Origin of the sequence: Mycobacterium sp. (assembly GCF_036488105.1) — a bacterium.
Lineage (GTDB): Bacteria > Actinomycetota > Actinomycetes > Mycobacteriales > Mycobacteriaceae > Mycobacterium.
Genome location: NZ_DASXHW010000299.1, coordinates 1 through 18,506 on the forward strand (window position 1 = coordinate 1; position 18,506 = coordinate 18,506).

General features: G+C 62.5%; 26 protein-coding genes. 14 read left to right on the plus strand and 12 right to left on the minus strand.

Going from position 1 to position 18,506, the window contains the following annotated elements; all coding sequences use genetic code 11:
- Positions 1-78: 78 nt before the first annotated feature.
- From VGH54_RS15625 to VGH54_RS15660, 8 genes are all read left to right on the plus strand, one after another.
- A complete protein-coding gene (locus tag VGH54_RS15625) occupies positions 79-585 on the plus strand; it encodes a hypothetical protein (protein WP_331512963.1) in 507 nt (168 codons plus the stop codon).
- Between the two features lie 5 nt (positions 586-590).
- The gene (locus VGH54_RS15630; protein ID WP_331512964.1) at positions 591-857 is read left to right on the plus strand and encodes a hypothetical protein; all 267 of its coding nucleotides are present in this window, start codon (positions 591-593) and stop codon (positions 855-857) included.
- Positions 858-1,469: 612 nt separating this feature from the next.
- Entirely contained in the window at positions 1,470-3,782 is a 2,313-nt protein-coding gene (locus tag VGH54_RS15635; RefSeq protein WP_331512965.1) for a DNA polymerase, read from the plus strand.
- An 80-nt stretch (positions 3,783-3,862) separates the two neighbouring features.
- Positions 3,863-4,213 carry a hypothetical protein gene (locus tag VGH54_RS15640; RefSeq protein ID WP_331512966.1) on the plus strand — a complete coding sequence of 117 codons (351 nt, stop codon included), beginning with the start codon at positions 3,863-3,865 and terminating at the stop codon, positions 4,211-4,213.
- 48 nt (positions 4,214-4,261) lie between these two features.
- A complete protein-coding gene (locus VGH54_RS15645; protein WP_331512968.1) occupies positions 4,262-4,681 on the plus strand; it encodes a hypothetical protein in 420 nt (139 codons plus the stop codon).
- A gap of 174 nt (positions 4,682-4,855) precedes the next feature.
- Positions 4,856-5,695 (plus strand): DUF2637 domain-containing protein, encoded by an 840-nt coding sequence (locus tag VGH54_RS15650; protein WP_331512969.1) that lies wholly within the window; start codon positions 4,856-4,858, stop codon positions 5,693-5,695.
- Complete coding sequence (locus VGH54_RS15655) at positions 5,692-5,958, plus strand: hypothetical protein (protein ID WP_331512970.1); 267 nt, start codon at positions 5,692-5,694, stop codon at positions 5,956-5,958. Before VGH54_RS15650 ends, VGH54_RS15655 begins: the two co-directional genes overlap by 4 nt.
- 397 nt (positions 5,959-6,355) lie before the next feature.
- On the plus strand, positions 6,356-7,729 hold the full coding sequence (locus VGH54_RS15660; protein WP_331512971.1) for a hypothetical protein: 1,374 nt from the start codon (positions 6,356-6,358) through the stop codon (positions 7,727-7,729).
- Between the two features lie 15 nt (positions 7,730-7,744).
- On the opposite strand, the gene VGH54_RS15665 is transcribed toward VGH54_RS15660, so the two are convergent.
- The 12 genes from VGH54_RS15665 to VGH54_RS15720 form a co-directional block, all read right to left on the minus strand.
- Positions 7,745-8,059, minus strand: a complete 315-nt coding sequence (locus tag VGH54_RS15665; RefSeq protein ID WP_331512972.1) for a hypothetical protein — start codon at positions 8,057-8,059, stop codon at positions 7,745-7,747.
- 16 nt (positions 8,060-8,075) lie between these two features.
- Positions 8,076-8,843 carry a hypothetical protein gene (locus VGH54_RS15670; RefSeq protein WP_331512973.1) on the minus strand — a complete coding sequence of 256 codons (768 nt, stop codon included), beginning with the start codon at positions 8,841-8,843 and terminating at the stop codon, positions 8,076-8,078.
- Positions 8,843-9,181: a hypothetical protein gene (locus VGH54_RS15675; RefSeq protein ID WP_331512974.1), complete on the minus strand. Its 339-nt coding sequence runs from the start codon at positions 9,179-9,181 to the stop codon at positions 8,843-8,845. The genes VGH54_RS15670 and VGH54_RS15675 overlap by 1 nt, the downstream gene beginning before the upstream one ends.
- Complete coding sequence (locus VGH54_RS15680) at positions 9,181-9,606, minus strand: hypothetical protein (RefSeq protein WP_331512975.1); 426 nt, start codon at positions 9,604-9,606, stop codon at positions 9,181-9,183. The genes VGH54_RS15675 and VGH54_RS15680 overlap by 1 nt, the downstream gene beginning before the upstream one ends.
- On the minus strand, positions 9,603-10,229 hold the full coding sequence (locus tag VGH54_RS15685) for a hypothetical protein (protein ID WP_331512976.1): 627 nt from the start codon (positions 10,227-10,229) through the stop codon (positions 9,603-9,605). The genes VGH54_RS15680 and VGH54_RS15685 overlap by 4 nt, the downstream gene beginning before the upstream one ends.
- 19 nt (positions 10,230-10,248) lie before the next feature.
- On the minus strand, positions 10,249-10,653 hold the full coding sequence (locus tag VGH54_RS15690; protein WP_331512977.1) for a hypothetical protein: 405 nt from the start codon (positions 10,651-10,653) through the stop codon (positions 10,249-10,251).
- Between the two features lie 12 nt (positions 10,654-10,665).
- Positions 10,666-11,646 (minus strand): fibronectin type III domain-containing protein, encoded by a 981-nt coding sequence (locus VGH54_RS15695; RefSeq protein ID WP_331512978.1) that lies wholly within the window; start codon positions 11,644-11,646, stop codon positions 10,666-10,668.
- The gene (locus tag VGH54_RS15700) at positions 11,639-12,466 is read right to left on the minus strand and encodes a hypothetical protein (RefSeq protein ID WP_331512979.1); all 828 of its coding nucleotides are present in this window, start codon (positions 12,464-12,466) and stop codon (positions 11,639-11,641) included. The genes VGH54_RS15695 and VGH54_RS15700 overlap by 8 nt, the downstream gene beginning before the upstream one ends.
- Positions 12,467-12,468: 2 nt before the next feature.
- Positions 12,469-12,615, minus strand: coding sequence for a hypothetical protein (locus tag VGH54_RS15705; protein WP_331512980.1), 147 nt, complete (start codon positions 12,613-12,615; stop codon positions 12,469-12,471).
- Positions 12,612-12,887, minus strand: a complete 276-nt coding sequence (locus VGH54_RS15710; RefSeq protein ID WP_331512981.1) for a hypothetical protein — start codon at positions 12,885-12,887, stop codon at positions 12,612-12,614. The genes VGH54_RS15705 and VGH54_RS15710 overlap by 4 nt, the downstream gene beginning before the upstream one ends.
- On the minus strand, positions 12,884-13,522 hold the full coding sequence (locus VGH54_RS15715) for a peptidoglycan amidohydrolase family protein (RefSeq protein ID WP_331512982.1): 639 nt from the start codon (positions 13,520-13,522) through the stop codon (positions 12,884-12,886). The genes VGH54_RS15710 and VGH54_RS15715 overlap by 4 nt, the downstream gene beginning before the upstream one ends.
- Before the next feature lie 157 nt (positions 13,523-13,679).
- On the minus strand, positions 13,680-14,852 hold the full coding sequence (locus VGH54_RS15720) for a hypothetical protein (RefSeq protein WP_331512984.1): 1,173 nt from the start codon (positions 14,850-14,852) through the stop codon (positions 13,680-13,682).
- Positions 14,853-15,178: 326 nt separating this feature from the next.
- Between VGH54_RS15720 and VGH54_RS15725 the strand changes: the two genes are divergently transcribed.
- From VGH54_RS15725 to VGH54_RS15750, 6 genes are read left to right on the plus strand one after another with little or no spacing between them, the layout of a single operon-like run.
- The gene (locus VGH54_RS15725; protein WP_331512985.1) at positions 15,179-15,565 is read left to right on the plus strand and encodes a hypothetical protein; all 387 of its coding nucleotides are present in this window, start codon (positions 15,179-15,181) and stop codon (positions 15,563-15,565) included.
- A complete protein-coding gene (locus VGH54_RS15730) occupies positions 15,562-16,203 on the plus strand; it encodes a hypothetical protein (protein WP_331512986.1) in 642 nt (213 codons plus the stop codon). The genes VGH54_RS15725 and VGH54_RS15730 overlap by 4 nt, the downstream gene beginning before the upstream one ends.
- Positions 16,204-16,250: 47 nt before the next feature.
- A complete protein-coding gene (locus VGH54_RS15735) occupies positions 16,251-16,973 on the plus strand; it encodes a hypothetical protein (protein ID WP_331512987.1) in 723 nt (240 codons plus the stop codon).
- A gap of 17 nt (positions 16,974-16,990) precedes the next feature.
- Entirely contained in the window at positions 16,991-17,734 is a 744-nt protein-coding gene (locus VGH54_RS15740; RefSeq protein WP_331512988.1) for a hypothetical protein, read from the plus strand.
- The gene (locus tag VGH54_RS15745) at positions 17,731-18,024 is read left to right on the plus strand and encodes a hypothetical protein (RefSeq protein WP_331512989.1); all 294 of its coding nucleotides are present in this window, start codon (positions 17,731-17,733) and stop codon (positions 18,022-18,024) included. Before VGH54_RS15740 ends, VGH54_RS15745 begins: the two co-directional genes overlap by 4 nt.
- 20 nt (positions 18,025-18,044) lie before the next feature.
- On the plus strand, positions 18,045-18,365 hold the full coding sequence (locus tag VGH54_RS15750) for a hypothetical protein (protein ID WP_331512990.1): 321 nt from the start codon (positions 18,045-18,047) through the stop codon (positions 18,363-18,365).
- The last annotated feature ends 141 nt before the right edge of the window (positions 18,366-18,506 follow it).

Consider the following 18,506-nt stretch of genomic DNA (forward strand, 5'->3'; position numbering starts at 1 on the left):
GGGACCCCTATCTGATGCCAACCCATTTTAACTGTGAGTGATCATCCGAAACATAAGAGGATCTGCTAAGATACTCCTATGGCGAATCTAGCGAACTACACCCAGATAGCAGGACTTGTCAAGGGTTGGGCTGACAAAATCGTCAGCCTCAACCTCAACGACCCCACACACCTAATCGAACTCGGGGAGGTGTGCCGGGACATGCATGCCTTTAGCAACGGTCTAGCGCACACTGTCAAGACGTTCGCCCCGATTGTTGCCGAGGACAACGTTGCCGAGAGCAACGTTGCCGAGAGCAAGATTCGGCTTACGCGCGTTGTTCAGACGGGCTACGTAAGTCCGTCACAGTGGGACGCATGGGATGCCGAAGGCAACTATTACTATCTCCGCTACCGCTTCGGCAAGGGTTCGGTCTGGGCCGCGAAGTCCGAAGCGGAGATGATGGAGACCGGACGGTACACCGTGATCTGCGAGTGGCGGCACGGTCACCCGTTGGACGGTCATATGGCGTTACGGGAGTTTGCCGAGCGCTCCAACTTGGACCTGTCCGGTCTGATCCCGCCAATGATTCCGGAAGAGGTCTGAGTCCCATGTCTGACACCCCACCACCGCGCCGCGAGATCCGTTCGGCTCCGGTGAGCGCCATTGTCCGTCCGTCCGTCCGTGAGGCGTTCCGGTTGTGGGCCGCTCAGCGCGGTCTGACGCTCTCGGGAGCCGTGGAGGGGTTGATGATCGACGCGTTGCTCCGGGAGGTCACAGCGAGCTCTCTGGGGCCGTTGACGCGGGATCTACGACCCGAGGACCTGGAGCGGATCGTTGCCGTTCTGAGAGAGCGTGACACGCGGTCTAGCGCGTAGTCTGCGGGTGTTGGATCAGACCCCCGCCAGCTTGCCGGCTGGCGAGGGTCCTCGGCACCGTTCCACCCGATCCACCGGCGAAATGAGAGGGGTTCCACAGGATGCCGTCCCCGTTGTACCTCACGGTACCTTACACAACCTCGTGTAGCGACGAAATTGCGGTCTGATTATGGCCGCACAAGTCAAGCGTTTCAGAGACCATTCCGCGAGGTGGCAACGCGACGCCCGAAAGCGGGGCATTGATCCGGCGAAATGGGATCGGTGGCGGACGCTCTCGCCAAAGGTGCGCAAAGCAACGAACCCAGTCGAGTACGCGACCGGGAACACAGTCCGTTCTCAGCTACGCGCGCCGTTGCTGAACGCGGCCGTGAACCAGCTTGTGATAGTGCACGGTGCACGGGGAGCTACTCGGATCGATGGACAACCGATCAAACGGGCGGCGATCCGCCGTAGTCTCGATCACCCGGAAGCGCACATGACGAACGCGAAATTGCGTCGCCTCACGAATATGTCGCAGTCTCGTCTAACACGAGAGGTCGACAATTCGCTCTACAAGGACTACGCCGCTGGCGAACGTTCCCCGTTCTGGTACGAGAAGCGCGGTTAATCACTATGAAGATTGTTCAATGTGCGGGTTGTGACGAGACGTTCAATTACGATCCATCCCGACCAAACAAGAAATATCATACCACGGAATGCCGCGATTCGTCGCGAGTTCGCGACACGAAATCTGCTAATGGCGCACGAAAAGAAAAGAATGAAAACCACGATGTAGAATTTATCGCCATCGATGGTGAAGGCGTTACGCGCGTGGGCTACGTACCGCGCTGGCACAGCGAATTGCAAGAGGAAGTCATGACGATGGAAAAGCAACATCATTATGTGTTGCTGTCCGCCGGCGACGAATCGTTGCATCACGACGGAGAACCTTTGCGTCATGACGAGATTTTCGATTTCCTGTACCAACAGAAGATCGACCACCCGAACGCGACGTTCGTCGGGTTCTTCCTGGGCTACGATTTCTCGCAGTGGCTTAAGACCCTCCCCGAGTCCCGGGGGAATCTCCTGTTCCATCCGTACGGCATACAGAAGCGGATGCCGAAGAACCCTGACCTGCGATACCCGTTTCCCGTGATCGTGGACCGCCGATGGGACATTGACCTTCTCGGGATGAAGCGGTTCAAGCTCCGCCCGCACGTACCGAAGGCTCAATGGCCCGCGTGTCAAGTCAGTCACAAGACTAAAGAGCAAGTAGAAGAATGCGCTACGGGAATGCACAACCGACACCCGTACGAATGGATGTATATCAACGATGCCGGATCGTTCTTCCAAACATCGTTGATGAATGCCATTAATCCCAAGAAATGGGCGGCCGGTACCGCAGTCGTCACCAAAAAAGAAATGGAAATTCTCCAGTACGGTAAAGACCACCGTTCTGACGCGCAATTTGATGCGGACATGATCAAATACAACGTCCTGGAGAACGACGTACTCGCACGGCTGATGAAGACCGTCAACGCCGGATTCGTTGCCGATGGCATCCGTTTGCGCAAGGACCAGTGGTTCGGCCCTGGACAGGCAGCACAGGCATGGATGCGGAACATCGGATGCCCCACCGGTGAGGAGGTTCGCGAAGCTGTACCCGCCTGGGCGTTGGAAGCGGGCCGGATGTCCTACTACGGCGGATGGTTCGAAGTATTTGTGCACGGCAACATTCCCGGCACGACGTACGCCTATGACATCAATTCCGCTTACCCGTATGCGATTTCGACCCTCCCGTGTCTGCTCCACGGTAAGTGGACGCAAGGTACAGGCGACCCGGGACCGTTGCGCCGGGGCAACTACCGGCTGATCAATGCCCGGTTCACGGGCCGGAACGATTACATCGGCACGATGCCGCACCGGGACATGGATGGTGGTATTTCGCGACCCCTGCACACGGCCGGCTGGCACTGGCAACACGAGGTGAACGCGGCAAAGGCGGCCCGCACCGTGACCCGAGTTGAGATAGACGAATGGGTGGAGTACGAACCGTGCGGTTGTCCGCCGCCGCTCCGTTCGATCAAAGAGCTCTATCTAGGTCGCCTGGAGGTGGGGAAAGAGACCCCGTTCGGTAAGTCGAAAAAGCTCGTCTACAACTCCGCGTACGGCAAGATGGCCCAATCCATCGGCATGCCGAAGTACTCTAATTCGATCTACGCGAGTCTGATCACGTCGCACTGCCGAACGATGATCCTCCGCGCGATCGCGTCCCACCCGGACAAGGCGAAAGCGGTCGCGATGATCGCGACAGACGGAATCGTGTTCCTGTCTCCACACCCGAAGCTGAACGTTCACCCGACCGAGCTCGGGGCGTGGGACTACGCGGAACATCAGAATTTGAGCATTCTCATGCCGGGGCTGTATTGGGATGACAAGAGTCGCGAGTCCGTTCGCAGTGGCGAAAATCTGACGTTGAAGAGTCGCGGCGTCTCCGGTAAATATCTCGCGCCATTTATCGACAGGTTCGATGCGGAATGGCAGGAATTCTACGACTGGACCGTGAGCAACGGCGGAGCATCCCGCATGGACAATGCGCCGAAGATCACTATCAACGTGGAATTCGGGGTGATTTCGCCCCGACTGGCGGTCGCTCGTGACCGGTGGGACACCTGCGGGAAGGTCGTATGGGATGACCCGCGACTCATCTCCGCGAACCCCCAAGGGAAACGCGACATTTTCTATATCGATGGCCCCCTGTTGCGCACGGCGGTCCGCAACGACATCCGGATCAGCGACCACGAAGTGATGGAACGGTCAGCACCGTACGGCAATTTCTTCGGGGTAGACCCGCTTGCCGAGCTCGAACGGCTGGCGGAGCTCGCGGACCTGCTGACTCAAGACGGCACCGTGGCGGACATCGTTCACGCGGTGGTTCCGGACTAGCGCTTGCATAAACATAAGAGGACCTGCTAGCGTCCTCACAGGACGCCGGACGTACCGGCGTAGCTACTGAGGGAGAGCACATGCCGTACAGCAAGCCGTTCACCCGGGACGACACGATCGCGCGACTCGCCACGATCACGGACGTGATCGCGGAAGACCTCGCGGACGAGAGCACGGACCGACAGATGACGTTGGAGAACGTGGCCCGCTACTTGACCACGCTCACCCGCCGTTTGAAGTTGGACGCGGAGCAGAACGCCGACGACGCCGTGACCATCGCGACCGGGATCGAGCTCCTGTTGAACCTCGTACCGGAGCCCGCCAGCGACGTGGACGACGCCGTGTGCAAGACCTGCGGTGGGTGCACGAAGGGACGCGAGTGCATCGGGGAGTACCTCCTGGGTCCCACCCACGGTTGCAAGTGCAACTGACCAACCAACTGATCCACCGGCGTAACACCAAACAGAGAGAATACGAAAATGGTTGCCAACAGCAAGACCACCCCCAACCCGACCACATGGGACGACGCGGAAGGGCTCGCGGGGCTGGACCTCGTGGAGAAGCCGACGCTTCTCAAGACCCCGTTCCTGATCACGGGCTACAAGTTCACCTACAACGACTCGCGCAAGATCTCCTACGTGTACGTGGAGTTCGAGACCACCCCCGGCGGCGACCGCCAGATGTTCAACGACTCCTCCGCGAACGGCGTCCGCCTGGAGATGGAGGAGTTCCACAACGCGAAGAACGACGGCAAGCCGTTCGAGCTCGACACGTGGTACGACACCCGGCTTCTGGTCCCGGGCGGACTGCGAGTCTCCGTGTTCCCCGCGAAGGACGAGCGGGGTCGCGACGTGGAAGGCCGCGCGTTCTACCTGACGAAGACCGGCGGACGGTCCTAGCCCCACAGGCCGGCGGGACCCTAGCCCCTCCCTCGCGAGGGTCCCGCCACCAAACGCGGTCACCCCGGAAGGCCATCCTCCGGACCCGGTGATCGCACCTAGAGCCCCGGACTCCTGATCGCACCCCCGTCAGAGAGTCCGGGGCTCGTCTCATCTCCGAGAAGGGAAGTTGCAGTGAGCATCAAACAACGCGCTAAGTTCTCGTGGCCGATGGTGATCCTCGCGTCGATCACGCTCGTTTTGTCGTCCTGGGGCCTGTTCGAACTGGCCCACATCTACGGCGGTATGCCGGCCGCGCTCGCGATCGTCGCCGTGACCGGGTTCGACCTGACCGCCGTTGCCGCCGGGTCGCACGCGATGAAGGTCGCGGAGGACGGGGACTCAGGCGGCCCCTGGGCACTCGTGGTGGTCGGGGCCGCCGTGCTGTCTTCGATCCTCCAGTTCATGCACACCCGGCTTGCGGGCCAGTCCTGGGCGGTCGGCGTGATGATGGCGGCGTTCCCTATCGCAACCGTGCTCCTGTTCGAAGGCACGCTACGGCGCGCGCACCGGCTGAACGGCCGGCGGACCGGGCGGGTCGCGAAGCCCCGAGCGACGTTCGAGCTCCTCCAGTGGGCCGTGTACCCGAAGGCCACCTTCTGGGCGTTCCGGGCATCGATCGCGGACCGCTCGTTGGGCGGCGGGGCGGCGTTCCTCCTTGGCATCGAAGCGACGACGGAACGTCCGATCGAGACCGACGACGAGACTGACACCCGCCGGAAGTTCGAGCGGGACTATCTGACCGGGCAGATCCGGGAATTGCCCGGATCGGACCCGGATTCGGCCGCCGAATCCGCCGGACCTGATCCGGACAGCCGGACCGTGACGGAGCTCGTACAGGCGTCCTTGCAGGTCAGGGGCGCGGATCTGGAGGCCGTGAAGGCGGACGTACTGAAGGCTCGTCCGGCGGCCAATCCGGACACGATCCGGCGGACCTTCGGCAAGCTATCCGGACCGAAGGCGGCGAACGGGTGATGGGTGTCGAGTGGGCCGGTAAGTGGCTCGGCACCGGTCAGCCGGTGGAGGTCCGGCACCGGAACAACCTCCCGTGGTACGACGCTCCGTTGCCGCGTCGGTGGCACCGGTGCCGTCCGCAGACGGACGGGTGGTTGAACCTGACCCGGGTCCAGCGGTGCGCGTGCGGCGCGATCCGTGACGTGTACCGGGGCCGCTGGTCATGCTGGGTGTGGAAGAACACGCGCCGGGAGACCGGCCGCGAGCACAACCCCGAACTCTGAAAACGCGTACGCCGCGCTGGGTCCGTCTACCCGGCGCGGCGTCGCGGCGTCCCCAACCCTGTCCAGGAAGGGAGTTGCAGTGAGCAAGATACCGGGTCCTGATCGCGTCTTGTGGAGGTTCGTCGCGGGTCAGCCGTTGGACGGGCACTACCGCACCGACGCGCGGTTTCTTCGGCGCGGCCGGAAGTCGCTCGGGAAGGTCGAACCGCGCCGGTGGAGTTACCTTGCCGGCGCTGAGCGGCTGTTGTGGCGTCTCGTGGCGTTCTGCGGGCCGCCGGCGGTCGGGTGGCAGTACTGGACCCATCCGGCCCGTACGGAGCTCCTGGGGGCAGTTCTGGCCGCGCTGGGGGCGGTTTTGGGTGGGTGGCGCGGGTGGCGTGCGTGGAAGCGGCACGAGATGACCGCGAAGTACGTCCGGCCGCTCCATCTGGTCCTGTCGCCGTTGCTCGGGTTGCCGGCAACGGTGCGGCCGGCGGACTACATCACGGTCCCGGCGACGTACCGCACGCGGGAGGAGACGCCGGCGCGGATCGTGCTCCCGCGAGCGTTCAATTCGTCGCCGGCGAACCGGGAGCTCGTCGCCGGCGCGGCCATGTCCAAGCTCGGGGTCAATGAGGACAACACCGACGCGATTTTCCGCATGGTCGGTAACCCCGTCTTGGAACTCAAGATGGCCCCGCAACCGCCGGATCTCGTGTTGTGGGCGGACGTGTCGGAGCAGATCGAAGCGCTACCTCCGGGTAAGACGTTCGTGGGGTTGGGTGCGCGGAACAAGCCGTTTATTCACGACTGGACCTCCGGCGAATTGGTTCACGTCGGTATTTCGGTGAACACGGGCGGCGGTAAGTCGTACGGGGTAATGGGATGGATTGCGCAAGAACTACGTAAAGGCGCATCCGCGACGGTCATTGACCCGAAGCAATCCTATTTGCCGGAAGTGCTCCAGGGAGTTCCGGGATATGTGCTCGCGAATGACCCGGACAATCCGTTGGGGTGGTGGAATGCCATTGACGTATTCGAAACGGAAATGGACCGCCGCCGCGACCTGTTGCATAAAGATCGCACGCTGGAATTCCCGTTGATGTTTCTGGTCTTGGACGAATTGTCAGAATTCGCGGACGTGTCCCGGCAACTGTGGGAGGAGATCAAGGCGGACCCGGAGCGCTACGGGTACGACGAGGTACCGAAGAAAGCGCCGGTGCCGGTGTGGCGTTCCATCTCGCGCATTCTACGTATGGGACGTGAGTACGGGTGCCGGGTCGTCGTGCTGACGCAACGACTGGACAACGCGTCCACCGGGGGAATCGGTCTCCGTGACCTTTTGGGAATGCGAGCTCTCGGCAAATTCCGGAAGAATCAATGGATGATGCTCGTCGGGACGACGCCAATCCCGAAATCAATTAACAAAATTGGACGGTGGATTTACACCGACGGGGATAAGGATGTGTGGGTGCAAAATGTCTACGGAACGGATGTGGAATTACGCGACTGGGCACGACCGGTGGACACTCGCCGAGGAGACGACCTCTCACCTGGGGACTCTTCCACGAGTGCTCAGTGGGACATCATCGGAAACAAGGCCGGTGCTGAATACGTCGGTCTCCCGGTTGGTACATTCCGCAAACAACGCCAGAAGCGCGGCCCTATCCCTGGAGAGGGATTGCAGGGCCGGTCTCCAACGTGGACCCGTGACGCGTTGGATCGATTCTTTGACACTGGCCGGGTAACAGAAACTGCCCCTCCCCCGGTCGCCACAGGGGAGGGGCAGTAACCAAAGAGCGGGGGATTAGTCGTCATCGTCTCCGAAAAGACGACTCATCCCCCGCTTCCTTTTCGCCGGCGGATCGTCGGTGGTTTTCTTCGTTGCGCCGGATTCCGCCGCCTTTTCGGTTTTGGTTTTCGGCGCGGCGACCTTCTTCGTGGTCTTGTTCTTGAGGGACGAGTTCTCGGTACGGAGACGCTCTAATTCCGCGTCCTTGTCCTCCGCGTCCTTCTGTTTCCGAGCTTCGCGTTCCTCTTCCAATTCCCGGATACGCGCGTCTCGGGGGTCTTCGGTCTCTTCCTCTTCGGTCTCTTCGACCTCTTCGGCATTGTCGCCCATGACGGTCTGGGTCCTTTCAGAATTGAGTCGGGTAGCTGATCGAATCGAGTCTAACGCCGGACGCCTCTGCGGTGGCCGCGTTCGCGGTCGCAGTGATTAGCCCGTTGGTATCGACGGAAACGGCGCACAGGATCACGCCGCCGGCACCGCGCATGATCCATTCCATGGTCTGTTTCGGGCGGTACCCCACCGGCATGACACCGATTTGCGCGGCGGCCCCACCGACGACCTGTCCGCGTAGCTGGACCCGACCGGTCGCGTCCTTGAAGTAGCCCGCACGTGCGCCGGCAACGTCGGTCCAGGTCCCGGAGAACGTGAGCGCTGTCCAAGCCTGCTCGTACAGCATCGGCGTGCTGACCGTGATGAAGTCGGCATTCAACGACAGTTCGGAATCGGTGACCGGCGCGCCGTTGGAAAGTAGGCGAATGCTTGCCTGATGTCCGGTGGCGTGCTTCGGACCGGTGAAGTCAGCTTCCAACGTCAGGTCCAGGGGACCGGACGTTGTGATGGTTGCCGGGAGCGCTTCGTTCGCGTTACCGGTCGCCAGTTCGATGGTGGGAATCGGTGTGAACGGCAACGTCGTATCGATGTAGGCGCGGATGTGGCGACCGGGGAAAGACCCGACGATCCATGCACCGCGAGCGGTGACGCTGTTGAACTCCGCGCTACCGTCCGCGAAGATTGCCCACCCGGAGACGCCGGGTACGTAGTTCTGCGATTCGATCCGTTCGATGATGAGAACGGTCCCGCCCACGGTCTCCGGGATCTGCACGACGAACCCCATTACCACATCTCCCCGTTGACCGTGATGGTCGCGTTGTCGCCGGCCTGACCGCCTGTCCAGACCGCCACGAGATGCGATCCGCGCGAGAGGGTCTGATCACCTACCGCCTGACCCCACGACCCGTTGGACGAGACGCACAAGCTGTTCGTAGGGTCCACGGTGTCCAGGTAGATCTGGACCCGGGGGACCGGAGCTTTGTTGACCCGGTTGGTTTGGAACACGAGCGAAGTCACGTGCCAGTTCGCCGGCCCCTGATCCGGTCCGATGACGACGGTTGCCGCCCCGGTGGCGTCCAACACGGCTGAGCGGCCCCGTGTGAGGTTTTTCGTGTCGGGCACTACTCCACACCTTCACCGGTCGCCCAGTACTCCACAACGGCGCTCACGTACGCCGTACCGGTCTTCGCGGCGACCCACACACTCACGTCGGCGGCGTTCACCGGGAGCGGCACGTTCGGGGGCCATTGGGCCATCGTTTGCGGCGGGGTGGTCACGCTCGTATCGATGGACGCGGCGGCCCCGGTGTACGCGAAGTAGAACGCGGCGTCGGAGATGACGTAGACGGACGCGCGGCGCGCATTCGGTCGGAGCAACCGGAACGGCGTCGTCGTCACCGGAACGGTTTTGGTGGAACCGGCTTTCCGGGGGAGAGCCTGAGTCCGCCACGGTCCGTGCTGTTCGACCTTCACGGTCGGTTCGACACCGGCCGGGTCTTCGATCTGGAGTACGTCCTCCACGTCGGGCTGTAGATCTGCGGTGGTCACGATGTCCCTTTCTTCGCAAGACTGGCGACGCGGCCAGCGGGAATCACTTGGGTGATTGCTGAACCGAGTGTTGTTGATTGGATCATCATCACAAGGCCAACGAGGATCATTGCACCCCCGCCGACGACGTACCCGACGCGCACCCAGTTTTGCGAGTTGGACACCCATTGCGCGGTCTTGTTCAGGGTCTCGATACCCGATTGCAACTGACCGAGCGCACCGGAGATACCGCCGCTGGACTGACCGGCGTTGGGATCGGTGCCGCCGGATTGGATCAGGTGGTTGTCAAGGAACGGTTTGTACGCACCGTCCTTGAAGGTGGACCAGTCGTTGAAGTCGGCACCGTTCGAAGACAGAACCGCCATCGCGTGCGCGTTGGTCTTCAGGTCGTACAACTGATCGTTGTTGCTGATCCCGAACAGCACGCGACGTTTCGGCCCCATCGCTCCGAGCATGTTGATTTGCCACGCGCCGTACGAATCGTCGCCGGTGGCCGCGTTCGTGTTGTGCGAGGTGAGGTTGCCGCCGCTCTCCGCCATACCGATAGCGGCGGCCACGTGCGCTTTGTCGGAGGGCAGTCCGGCGGCAACCGCCGCGTTGAAGAGATCGGTTTGTGACGCCATGACTGACCCCCTCTCCCGATCAGGTGTACTGACTGTCGGCAGCGAACATCTGCACGTCCTGGGTCGTCATCTGCGGACCCTGGGCGAGCTCGTTCGCGGACGCGGCGGCGGACTGCCCCGGGCCGGCGTTGATCGGACCGGTCTTGCTGTCGGTCCACAACGCGTGCCGCGACGCCCACGCCATCGCGATAGTCATCGCGGACCCGATCACGAAGATCCCCGGGTCCCGCGCGAGAAGGGAGATCCCGGCAACGGTGCCGGCGGACATCCACGTCGCACGACGCTCGGACTGGTCAACGTCCTTCGTACCGGTCGGCAACCCCTGCATGTCCGCGAGGGTAGGGGTGGCGTTCGAGTGGATCGCGTAGACCAGCGCGGCAACGGCCAGTCCACCCATCAGAGACATCTCGGGCTTGAGTGACATCGTTCGTTTCTCCTACTTCGTCGTGAAGGATTTCGTGATGGACATCGGACCGGGACCGCCTGTGGCCCCGAGCGCGCGCACGGAAACCCCTGGGGAGTAACGAGCTTTGGGCTTCAAGCTCGTGTGCGTGGTGGCAGGCGTGTTCGTGGAGTTGAACAGGTGCCCGTTCAGGAACCATTGGTAAGTCGTTGCGTAGGGCACCGGCTTTGTGGTGAAGGTCGCGCGCCCGCCGCCGATGTTCGATGACACCGTGGGTTGGGCGGGTTTCGCCAACGCGGCACCGGGAGTGTGGACCACAGCGGATGACGATTTCGGACCCGGCAACCCTGCCGTGGAGACCGCCGCGACCTGGACCGAGTACGACGTACCCGGCGTGAGTCCCCCGACATCGATTGGTGACGCGCCTCCGGTGCCGCGCACCGAACCGTTCACGTACACGTTGTAGGTCGCGGCACCGGCAACCCCGGAGAACGAGACCCGTACCTTGTCCGGCCCGGTCGCGGTCGCGGAGACGCCGGCCGGGGCAATCGTGATGGAGGTGTTCCCGCCGGGGATGATCGTGTGATACCCCACCGGCGGTTGCCCTGCGATCCCGATCGCGGCACGTGCGATGTCCTGCTGTTCGCTGGTCAACGGACGATCAGACAGAAGGTTGCCGAGAGCAACAGCAATGACCGAGTAAGACCAGCGGCCGTCTTGCTGCAACCGTTCCGTCACGAACTCCGACCACTGCGAGTTCGTTGTTCCCTGGAAACCCCCCGTGGAGCTTCCGGAGGTATCAACGATGGGCAACCCGACGTTCGAGCTCGGGTTCGTGACGCCAGGTCCGAGACCGCCCAACTGATCGGACATGCCGGGATCGGTCGGGACCGCCGCCGCGTCCTGACGGGCCTTGTAGTACCGATAGGCGACGTACCCGCCGGCGGCGACGACGATGGGGATAAGAACTTTCTTGTCCACCTTGCCGACCTTCGGCACGTCAACGTCAGCCATCGGTGTACTCGCTTCCCGCCCCGGCGTCCGCGTACTCACTCATGATCGTTGCATCGGTCACCGAAGTCTCGGACGGCAGCCCGAACATGGACGGGATCTGGGCGAACGCCGCCGGTGCCCAGTGCGCGGTACCCGTGCTGGGCCACGTGTAGGGCGCGGTGTCCGTCATCTGTGGCTTGTCCTGGGGGAGCGCGGGGACAAGACCCGTGTAGGCGTGGAGTTGCGCGTCCTGACCGAACTTCGAAAGCGGGTTGCGGTACAGCCCGAAGATCTTCGTGTCGTACCCGAGTCGGTACCGCCCGACGTTGGCGGGGTCGCCGGAGTAGACCTCGTTCGGCTGATTCGTGTGGTCGTAGGAGTTCTGCCCGTTCACGAGGTATTGCAGACCCTCGCCGGGGTCCGCGCCGGCGTTCTGGGGCATCCGACCGACCACGAATTGGTTGTTCTGACCCTGGGTCGCGTGGAGGTAGCGACGGTTCTCGTCCGGCACAAAGTTGCTGTCCGAGTGGTCAACCATCATCCGTTCTTGCATCGCCTGCTGAGCGCGGCCGTACGGCTCGCCGGACGGTACGGAGAGCTCTCCGTTGTAGGTGTGGTGGAACGGCTGAGTCGCCAACGTCGGATAGTCGCTCTGGGGACCTTCGTCGGCGCGGACGGTCAGAATCGAATCCGTGTACTGGTGATCCGGCGTCGGTACCGGGTTGAAGGGGTCAGGTTCGGGGTCCGGGGTGAAATGGTCCTTGTTCAACCCGGGGACTGGGGGACGGGACGAGAAATGCCCGTTGCGGACCGCCGTCCCGCTGTACGGCGAATCGACCACGGTTACCGTCCCTGGGCCTTCTGGGTCCAGCTACCCAGACCGGTGAAGAGTGCCGAGATGACCGCTGGGGTCTGCCGTCCCGGGAGAACGAGGGTGGTCGCGAGACCAGTCCCCGCGATGATGACCGCGATCTTCTGAAACGTGTTCACTTACTACCTCCGGATTTGTTGTACCAAGCAACGGCCGATTCGACGGGGGACGGCACCTTGGGGTTCGTGCGGGACAAGATGACGGTCAAAAGTGCTGTCCAGGCAAGGATTTCCGCACCCTGGGGCCATACGCGCTCAGCGAGTGAGAAGCCGATAGCGGCGAACCCGGTCGCGAGCGGGACCCGCCAATCCATCGGTTGCCCCTGGAATACGACGTTGTTCGTGACCGTGATCGCGCCCATCGCGAGGACGGGACCCGTGGTCTTACTCAAAAGGACCCACCTCCTCCGCCGCCGCCCCCGCCGCCGGCGGTCCCGGGAGCGGTGTACCCGGTGTACGTCTTGAACACGAAGGACTGCGAGCCGAAAAGCTCTTTCATGGTTCCTGTCTTGACGTTGACGGTCGGACGTTCTTGCCCGATGCCCTGGGTCCCGCCGGCGGCCGTGATCAACACCATGTGAGCGGCTGAGATCGCGATATCGCCGGGGAGTGCCTGGGTCGCGGGGATGGTCTTCCACTGCGGGGAGGTGCGGAAGAGTGCGGTGTTTGCCCAGTCGTTGAAGGGAGGTTTAATCCCCGCGTCCTTCAGGGCTTTGTCCACGAACGAGGAACAGTCCGAGTACCCCGGCTGGGTCCGTTTGGTTTGCGAGTACACGTCGCCGGTGTACTTCTGGGCCGCCGCGACCACTGCTGACCGTTGCGGCCCGACGAGCCCTGACGAGCTCCCACCTCCGCCACCGCTCGCGATGGGGTTGGGGGTGGGATTGCCTACGACGGGTTGGAGTTTGCCGCTAGAGAGCTCTTTGAAGACCTCCAGGGGCGAGACTCCCCGGAACCCGGCGTAAACGAGGACGGCACCCACGGTGGTAACACCGATCGAGAGTCCGTTGATGCCGCCACTCGCCACGCTGGATCAACCGCCGATCTTGCTCATGATGCGCGGGACCACGAAATGCCCGATGGCGATCCCCACGAGGAGGGTCGTCCAAGGCTTGAGAAACTGCATGATGTGACCTCCCGGTCGAAGTGGTTTGCTCTTGTGTGCTTGACGAAACCGCGTTGTCCTACCGGGCGGTCAGGGACTTGATCAGACCGCCGGCGGGCCGGACGAAGTTGTAGATGCTGATGAGCTTGTGCGTGCCCGAACCGAGGACCGTGCCCCGCCATCCGAGCGTGTCCGCCGCCGACACCGACAGGTAGCGGTAGCGGGCTTCGTCTCCGACCTTCATCCCGCCGTCCGTGTTGAACGGGAGCGTGTAGACCCCGAGGTCGCGGCCGTTGACCGGGTTCGCGGTGGCGGTCAGGGTGCCGGTGTACCCGTACGCGCGCTCCAGTTCGCGAATCCACTTGCGCTTCGTCCGGTCGTACGGCACATCGTTGTTGAAGGGGATCGCGACCGGGGAGGGCCAGTCCGCGTCACCCTGGACCCGGGACCCGGTGGAGTCCTTGAAGATGAAGTGCAGCGCGCGGTACGAACCTTCCTGCTGCTGCAACTGGATGTCCGCCGTACCGGACGCGACGTCGATCGAGTTGCGGCGCGCGTAGAGCACGGTACCGTTCCCCGGAGGCGTGAGAACGGTCGCGTTGCCCTGGGCATCCTTCCCGGACGACTGCCGGTAGGAGTCCTGATAGATCGAGACCACGAGGTTCGGCGCGGTGGTGGGCGGCGGGGCGGAGAACACGGCGTTGCTGGCCGCGATCGTGATGTCCAGCGCGAACGCATTGTTGCTGTTCGTGTTGGGGAGCGGACCGAGCGGCTGGTTCGGGATGAACTGGATCGGGATCTGGAGGCAGCACGCGCCGTTGCCGGACGTGGTGACCTCGGAGAAGGTCTCCGAGAGTCGCGGGTCATCGGAGAACGAGAAACCGCCCCACTTGACGAACATCGCGAATTCGTGCCCGGTCATCGGACCGAGGATGGGCTGACCGCCGGTGTCGTTGAAGGTGATGGACGCGAGGTACCCGAAAATGCCGTCGTTGACGGTCTGGAGGGTCCCGACGCCGGCCCCGCCGGACGCAACGAGATCGATCCACAGATCCGCGAGGAACCCGTTCGTCTTGGGGCTGTACGTGTCCAGCGGTTGCTGTGCGGCCGTGAGCGTGAGGTTGTAGACCTTCGTGTGGGTTTCCAGGTCCAGGGTTCCCGGGAAGAACGGCCGGAGCGCTACCGGGGCCTGCTTCCCGGCGGCGGTTTTCTTTGCCGCCGCCGCTGGGGCTTCGGGTGCCGCTGTCGTCATGAGTTGTTGCCTTTCGCCGTAGTGAGCGACGGGGGTTATTACCCGACGTTCGTCCCGGGGGTTGCCACCCGGCACGGCGATACCGTAAACCCGTAGAAGGACCCGATTGTTACCCTAGGCAATGAAGTTTCAAACCTTGTTTCGGTGTACTCTTCGGCGCGTGATGAACCTACGGAAGCGGGCTGAGGAAACGTTGCAAGACGTGTCAAGCGCGTCTAAAAAGATCGAGCAGTCGGCGGACTGGGCAACGATCGCGTTGTGCGTGGTTGCCGGGTTGGCCGCTCTCGCTCTGCTGACATCGATAGTTGCGTTGGAAAGGGCCACGTATGAACGGTGAACGACCGGAGCTCACCACGGAAGAGAGCGACGCGGCGCGACATCTGATGGACGCGGTGAACATCCACGTTCAAGCTTCCCGCGCGTCCGGCCGTGAGAAGCCGGGATGGGTCGCGATTCGTCTCCAGGACGGTAAGTCGCCCACGGGTGACCTGTACGACACGCAATCGGACGCGGCGCGGTTCAGCATGAACGATTCGAACGTGTTCTACGTGAAGGTCGGGAAAGACACGATGGGTTTCCGTGAGGCGTTGATTCAGCTTCGGGTGAATCGGCAGGCGCGGGCGCGGGGTGTCGTGTTCACTCGGGAAACCGTCGTTGCACCGATGCTGATCGAAGGTATCAACGAGATGTTGAGGAAGGGTAGGAGAGCATGACCGATGAATCGGCACCGCACGGGAGAGACGAGAACGGGGAACCGCTCGCACCGTACGGGTATCTGAAGGACGGCAAGACCCCGCGCAAGGGCAACCGGGGAGCGCGCCCGGGCCAGCGTGGCAACGGGAACCGGGCGCGGTCGCGCCGGCCCGGGGTGGGTCCGAAGAGTCCCACCGACGCGCAACGGAAAGAACAGTTGTGCGCGCTCGGAGAGATGGGAATCATCGCTCCACTCGCGGCGGCGTCTTCGACTCCGTTCGTACGTTCCCGGTTCGGTCAGAAGCAGGCGGATGCTCTCGCGGGGGACGCCGTGATCCTGACCCAGTTCTTACCGGACATCGCGGACGGGTTGATCGTCCTCGCCCAGTCGAAACCGGGCGCGCTCGCGTGGCTGGACCAGGTGGAGGACAAGGCTCCCTACCTACTGTTGATGAACGTCGGGGTCGCGATCGGGAAGGCTCTGGTTTCCAACCATCTGGACCCGAATCCGCGTCTCGCGAAAGCGGGTCGTCTCCAGGCGGCCATGCGGGCGGAGATGCTCGCGGCGGCGATCGAACAGCAGGCGGCGGAAATGGGGATCTCGCTGTCGGACGGGAACGAACCGACGACGGTCATTCCGGAACAGGAAGCGGCGTAGTGCCGCCCCGCCGGCGGACGGACGCGGATCTCCTCGCGGATGCGGATGTGGTCACGTTCGATCGGGATTACTTCCTGGATGAGGTGTGGGATTACAACCCGGGTGAGCACGTGACGATCCTTGCTCCGTCCGGCGGCGGGAAAACTCACCTCGCGTACCAACTGCTGAACGAGTCCGCGTCGCCTCGCCTCCAGGCGACCGTAATCGTTATGAAACCGAGAGATTCAACGGTTGACAAGTTTTCCAAGGATCTCGGTTTCAAAATGATCCGGGATTGGCCACCCGCGAAGATAACCGGCGCGTTCACACAGAAACCCCGGGGGTACACGCTGTGGCCCAAACACTCCGAGGAACCGGAAGTTACCGAGCAACGGCAATTCGCGATCTTCCGTCGCGCAATTCTCGACAACTACAATCACGCGGTATCACGGAATAGCGACGGTAAAATCGTTTTTGCCGACGAAGTGGTATCATTGATTGAGGTTTTGGGAATGGCGAACGAGCTCAAAACCGTGTGGCGGATGGGCCGTTCTGCCGGTTGCGGGCTATGGGCAACATCTCAGCAACCGGCGTGGATTCCGCGTAACGCGTATCAGGCTCACCACCTGTTCATCGGACTTGAAACCGACGAAGACGTGCAGAAACGTTATGGCGAAATCGGCGGGGGAATTGACAAGAACCTTGTAAAGGCTCTCGTCTCCAATCTGGAAATGCAGCAATTCGTTTACATCCGCCGCGACGCACGAGAGATTTGCATCGTGGACCGCTGAGCATTGGAGGACCGTCAATGTCACTCACCTACCTACCGCGCTCCGCGTGGAACGCTCGTGCGTCGAAGGGACCGACGCACCTGAACGCGTCCGGGCTACTCGGGACCGCGCTTCACTGGCCCGGGATGGGCAATCATCGGGTGTTCGCACAAGCCGATGTGGCTCACTCTCTCCGGGGCTGGCAGGACTACCACATGGACACGCGTGGTTGGTCCGATATCGCGTATCAGGTCGCCGTTGATCAGGCCGGCCGTATCTGGACCCTGCGGGGCCTCACAACGCGTTCAGGGGCCAACGGTGACGCCGCCGCGAACCTTGCCTACGGCGCGATCCTGCTCGTTCTCGGGACCGGTGAGACCCCCACCGGCGCACTGATCAACTCCACCCGGCAAGTCATCTCCGACTTTCGCCGGCTGTACCCCCAAGCAACCGCGATCAAGCCTCACAGTTGGGTCCGCACCCACTACACCGGCTCCGGAACCGACTGCCCCGGCGACCCCGCCCGGGCACTGATCGCGGCTGGGCAATTCGAGCCCAAGGCAACAACCCCACCACCACCCCCAGGAGAGGTGTCGGAGATGAACCAAGCAGATCGTGACTACGTGGACGGCCGGATGTCCGCGTACGCTCTGTGGCTCAACTACCGAAGGTTGAGCGACGAATTCGCGGTGGCGAGCGCGAGGAAGGACACGGTAGCAACCGGCGTCCTGTCTCCGCTCGTGAACGCCGCACGAACCGATTGGGAGAAGGCAGCGAAATGACCGCCACACTCGGAAACATCAGTAACTACACGCTCACCGAAGACGACGCGACGGAGATCAACAACGCTCCGCGCGATCACGTCATGCACGAGGTCGCGGCCGGCGATCAGTTCCCGATGATCACCACCCGCGTACAGGACGACGGCAGCTACAGCGGCACCGTCTTCCTGGACAACGCACAGGGGAAGACCCTGTGGCGCGAGGTCGCGAGCGACCCGGCGGAAACCCCGGCGGCGGAGACCCCGGCGACGGACGAGAGCGGCGACCACGCGTCGGACCCGGTGGCGTGAAGACGACCCTACTCGCGGGGGTGGTCGCACTCGTTGCGATCGTGGTCGCCGGTGCCGTCATCCTCTCCAACGACCTCACCCCCGGAGCTCGACTGATCGTCATTCAGGGAATGTTCACCGGAGTATTTGCAGTGATCGCGGGACTGTTGTCCTCCCTGAAAGCTGATCAGGCGGCGGTAAAGGCGGAAGACGCCGCCGCGAAGACTGCTGAAATGCATCACGACCTACAAAACGGGTTAATTCCCGAAAAGGTCAAGGAAGCGGTTAACGAAATGGCCGCTGATCCCGCACAACCGGCGATAACAATCGTTTCTGATCACGATTCATCGACAAATTCGTAAATGTCGATAATTGCCCCAGACAACGTTATTGGTTGTCTGGGGCAACGTCTTTTATTACTCTCCGTAAGCCGCGGCGTCACTGTGGGTTATCACATTACAGACGGTAGCGTATCCACTCCCCCGCGTAGCGGGGGGTCCCCC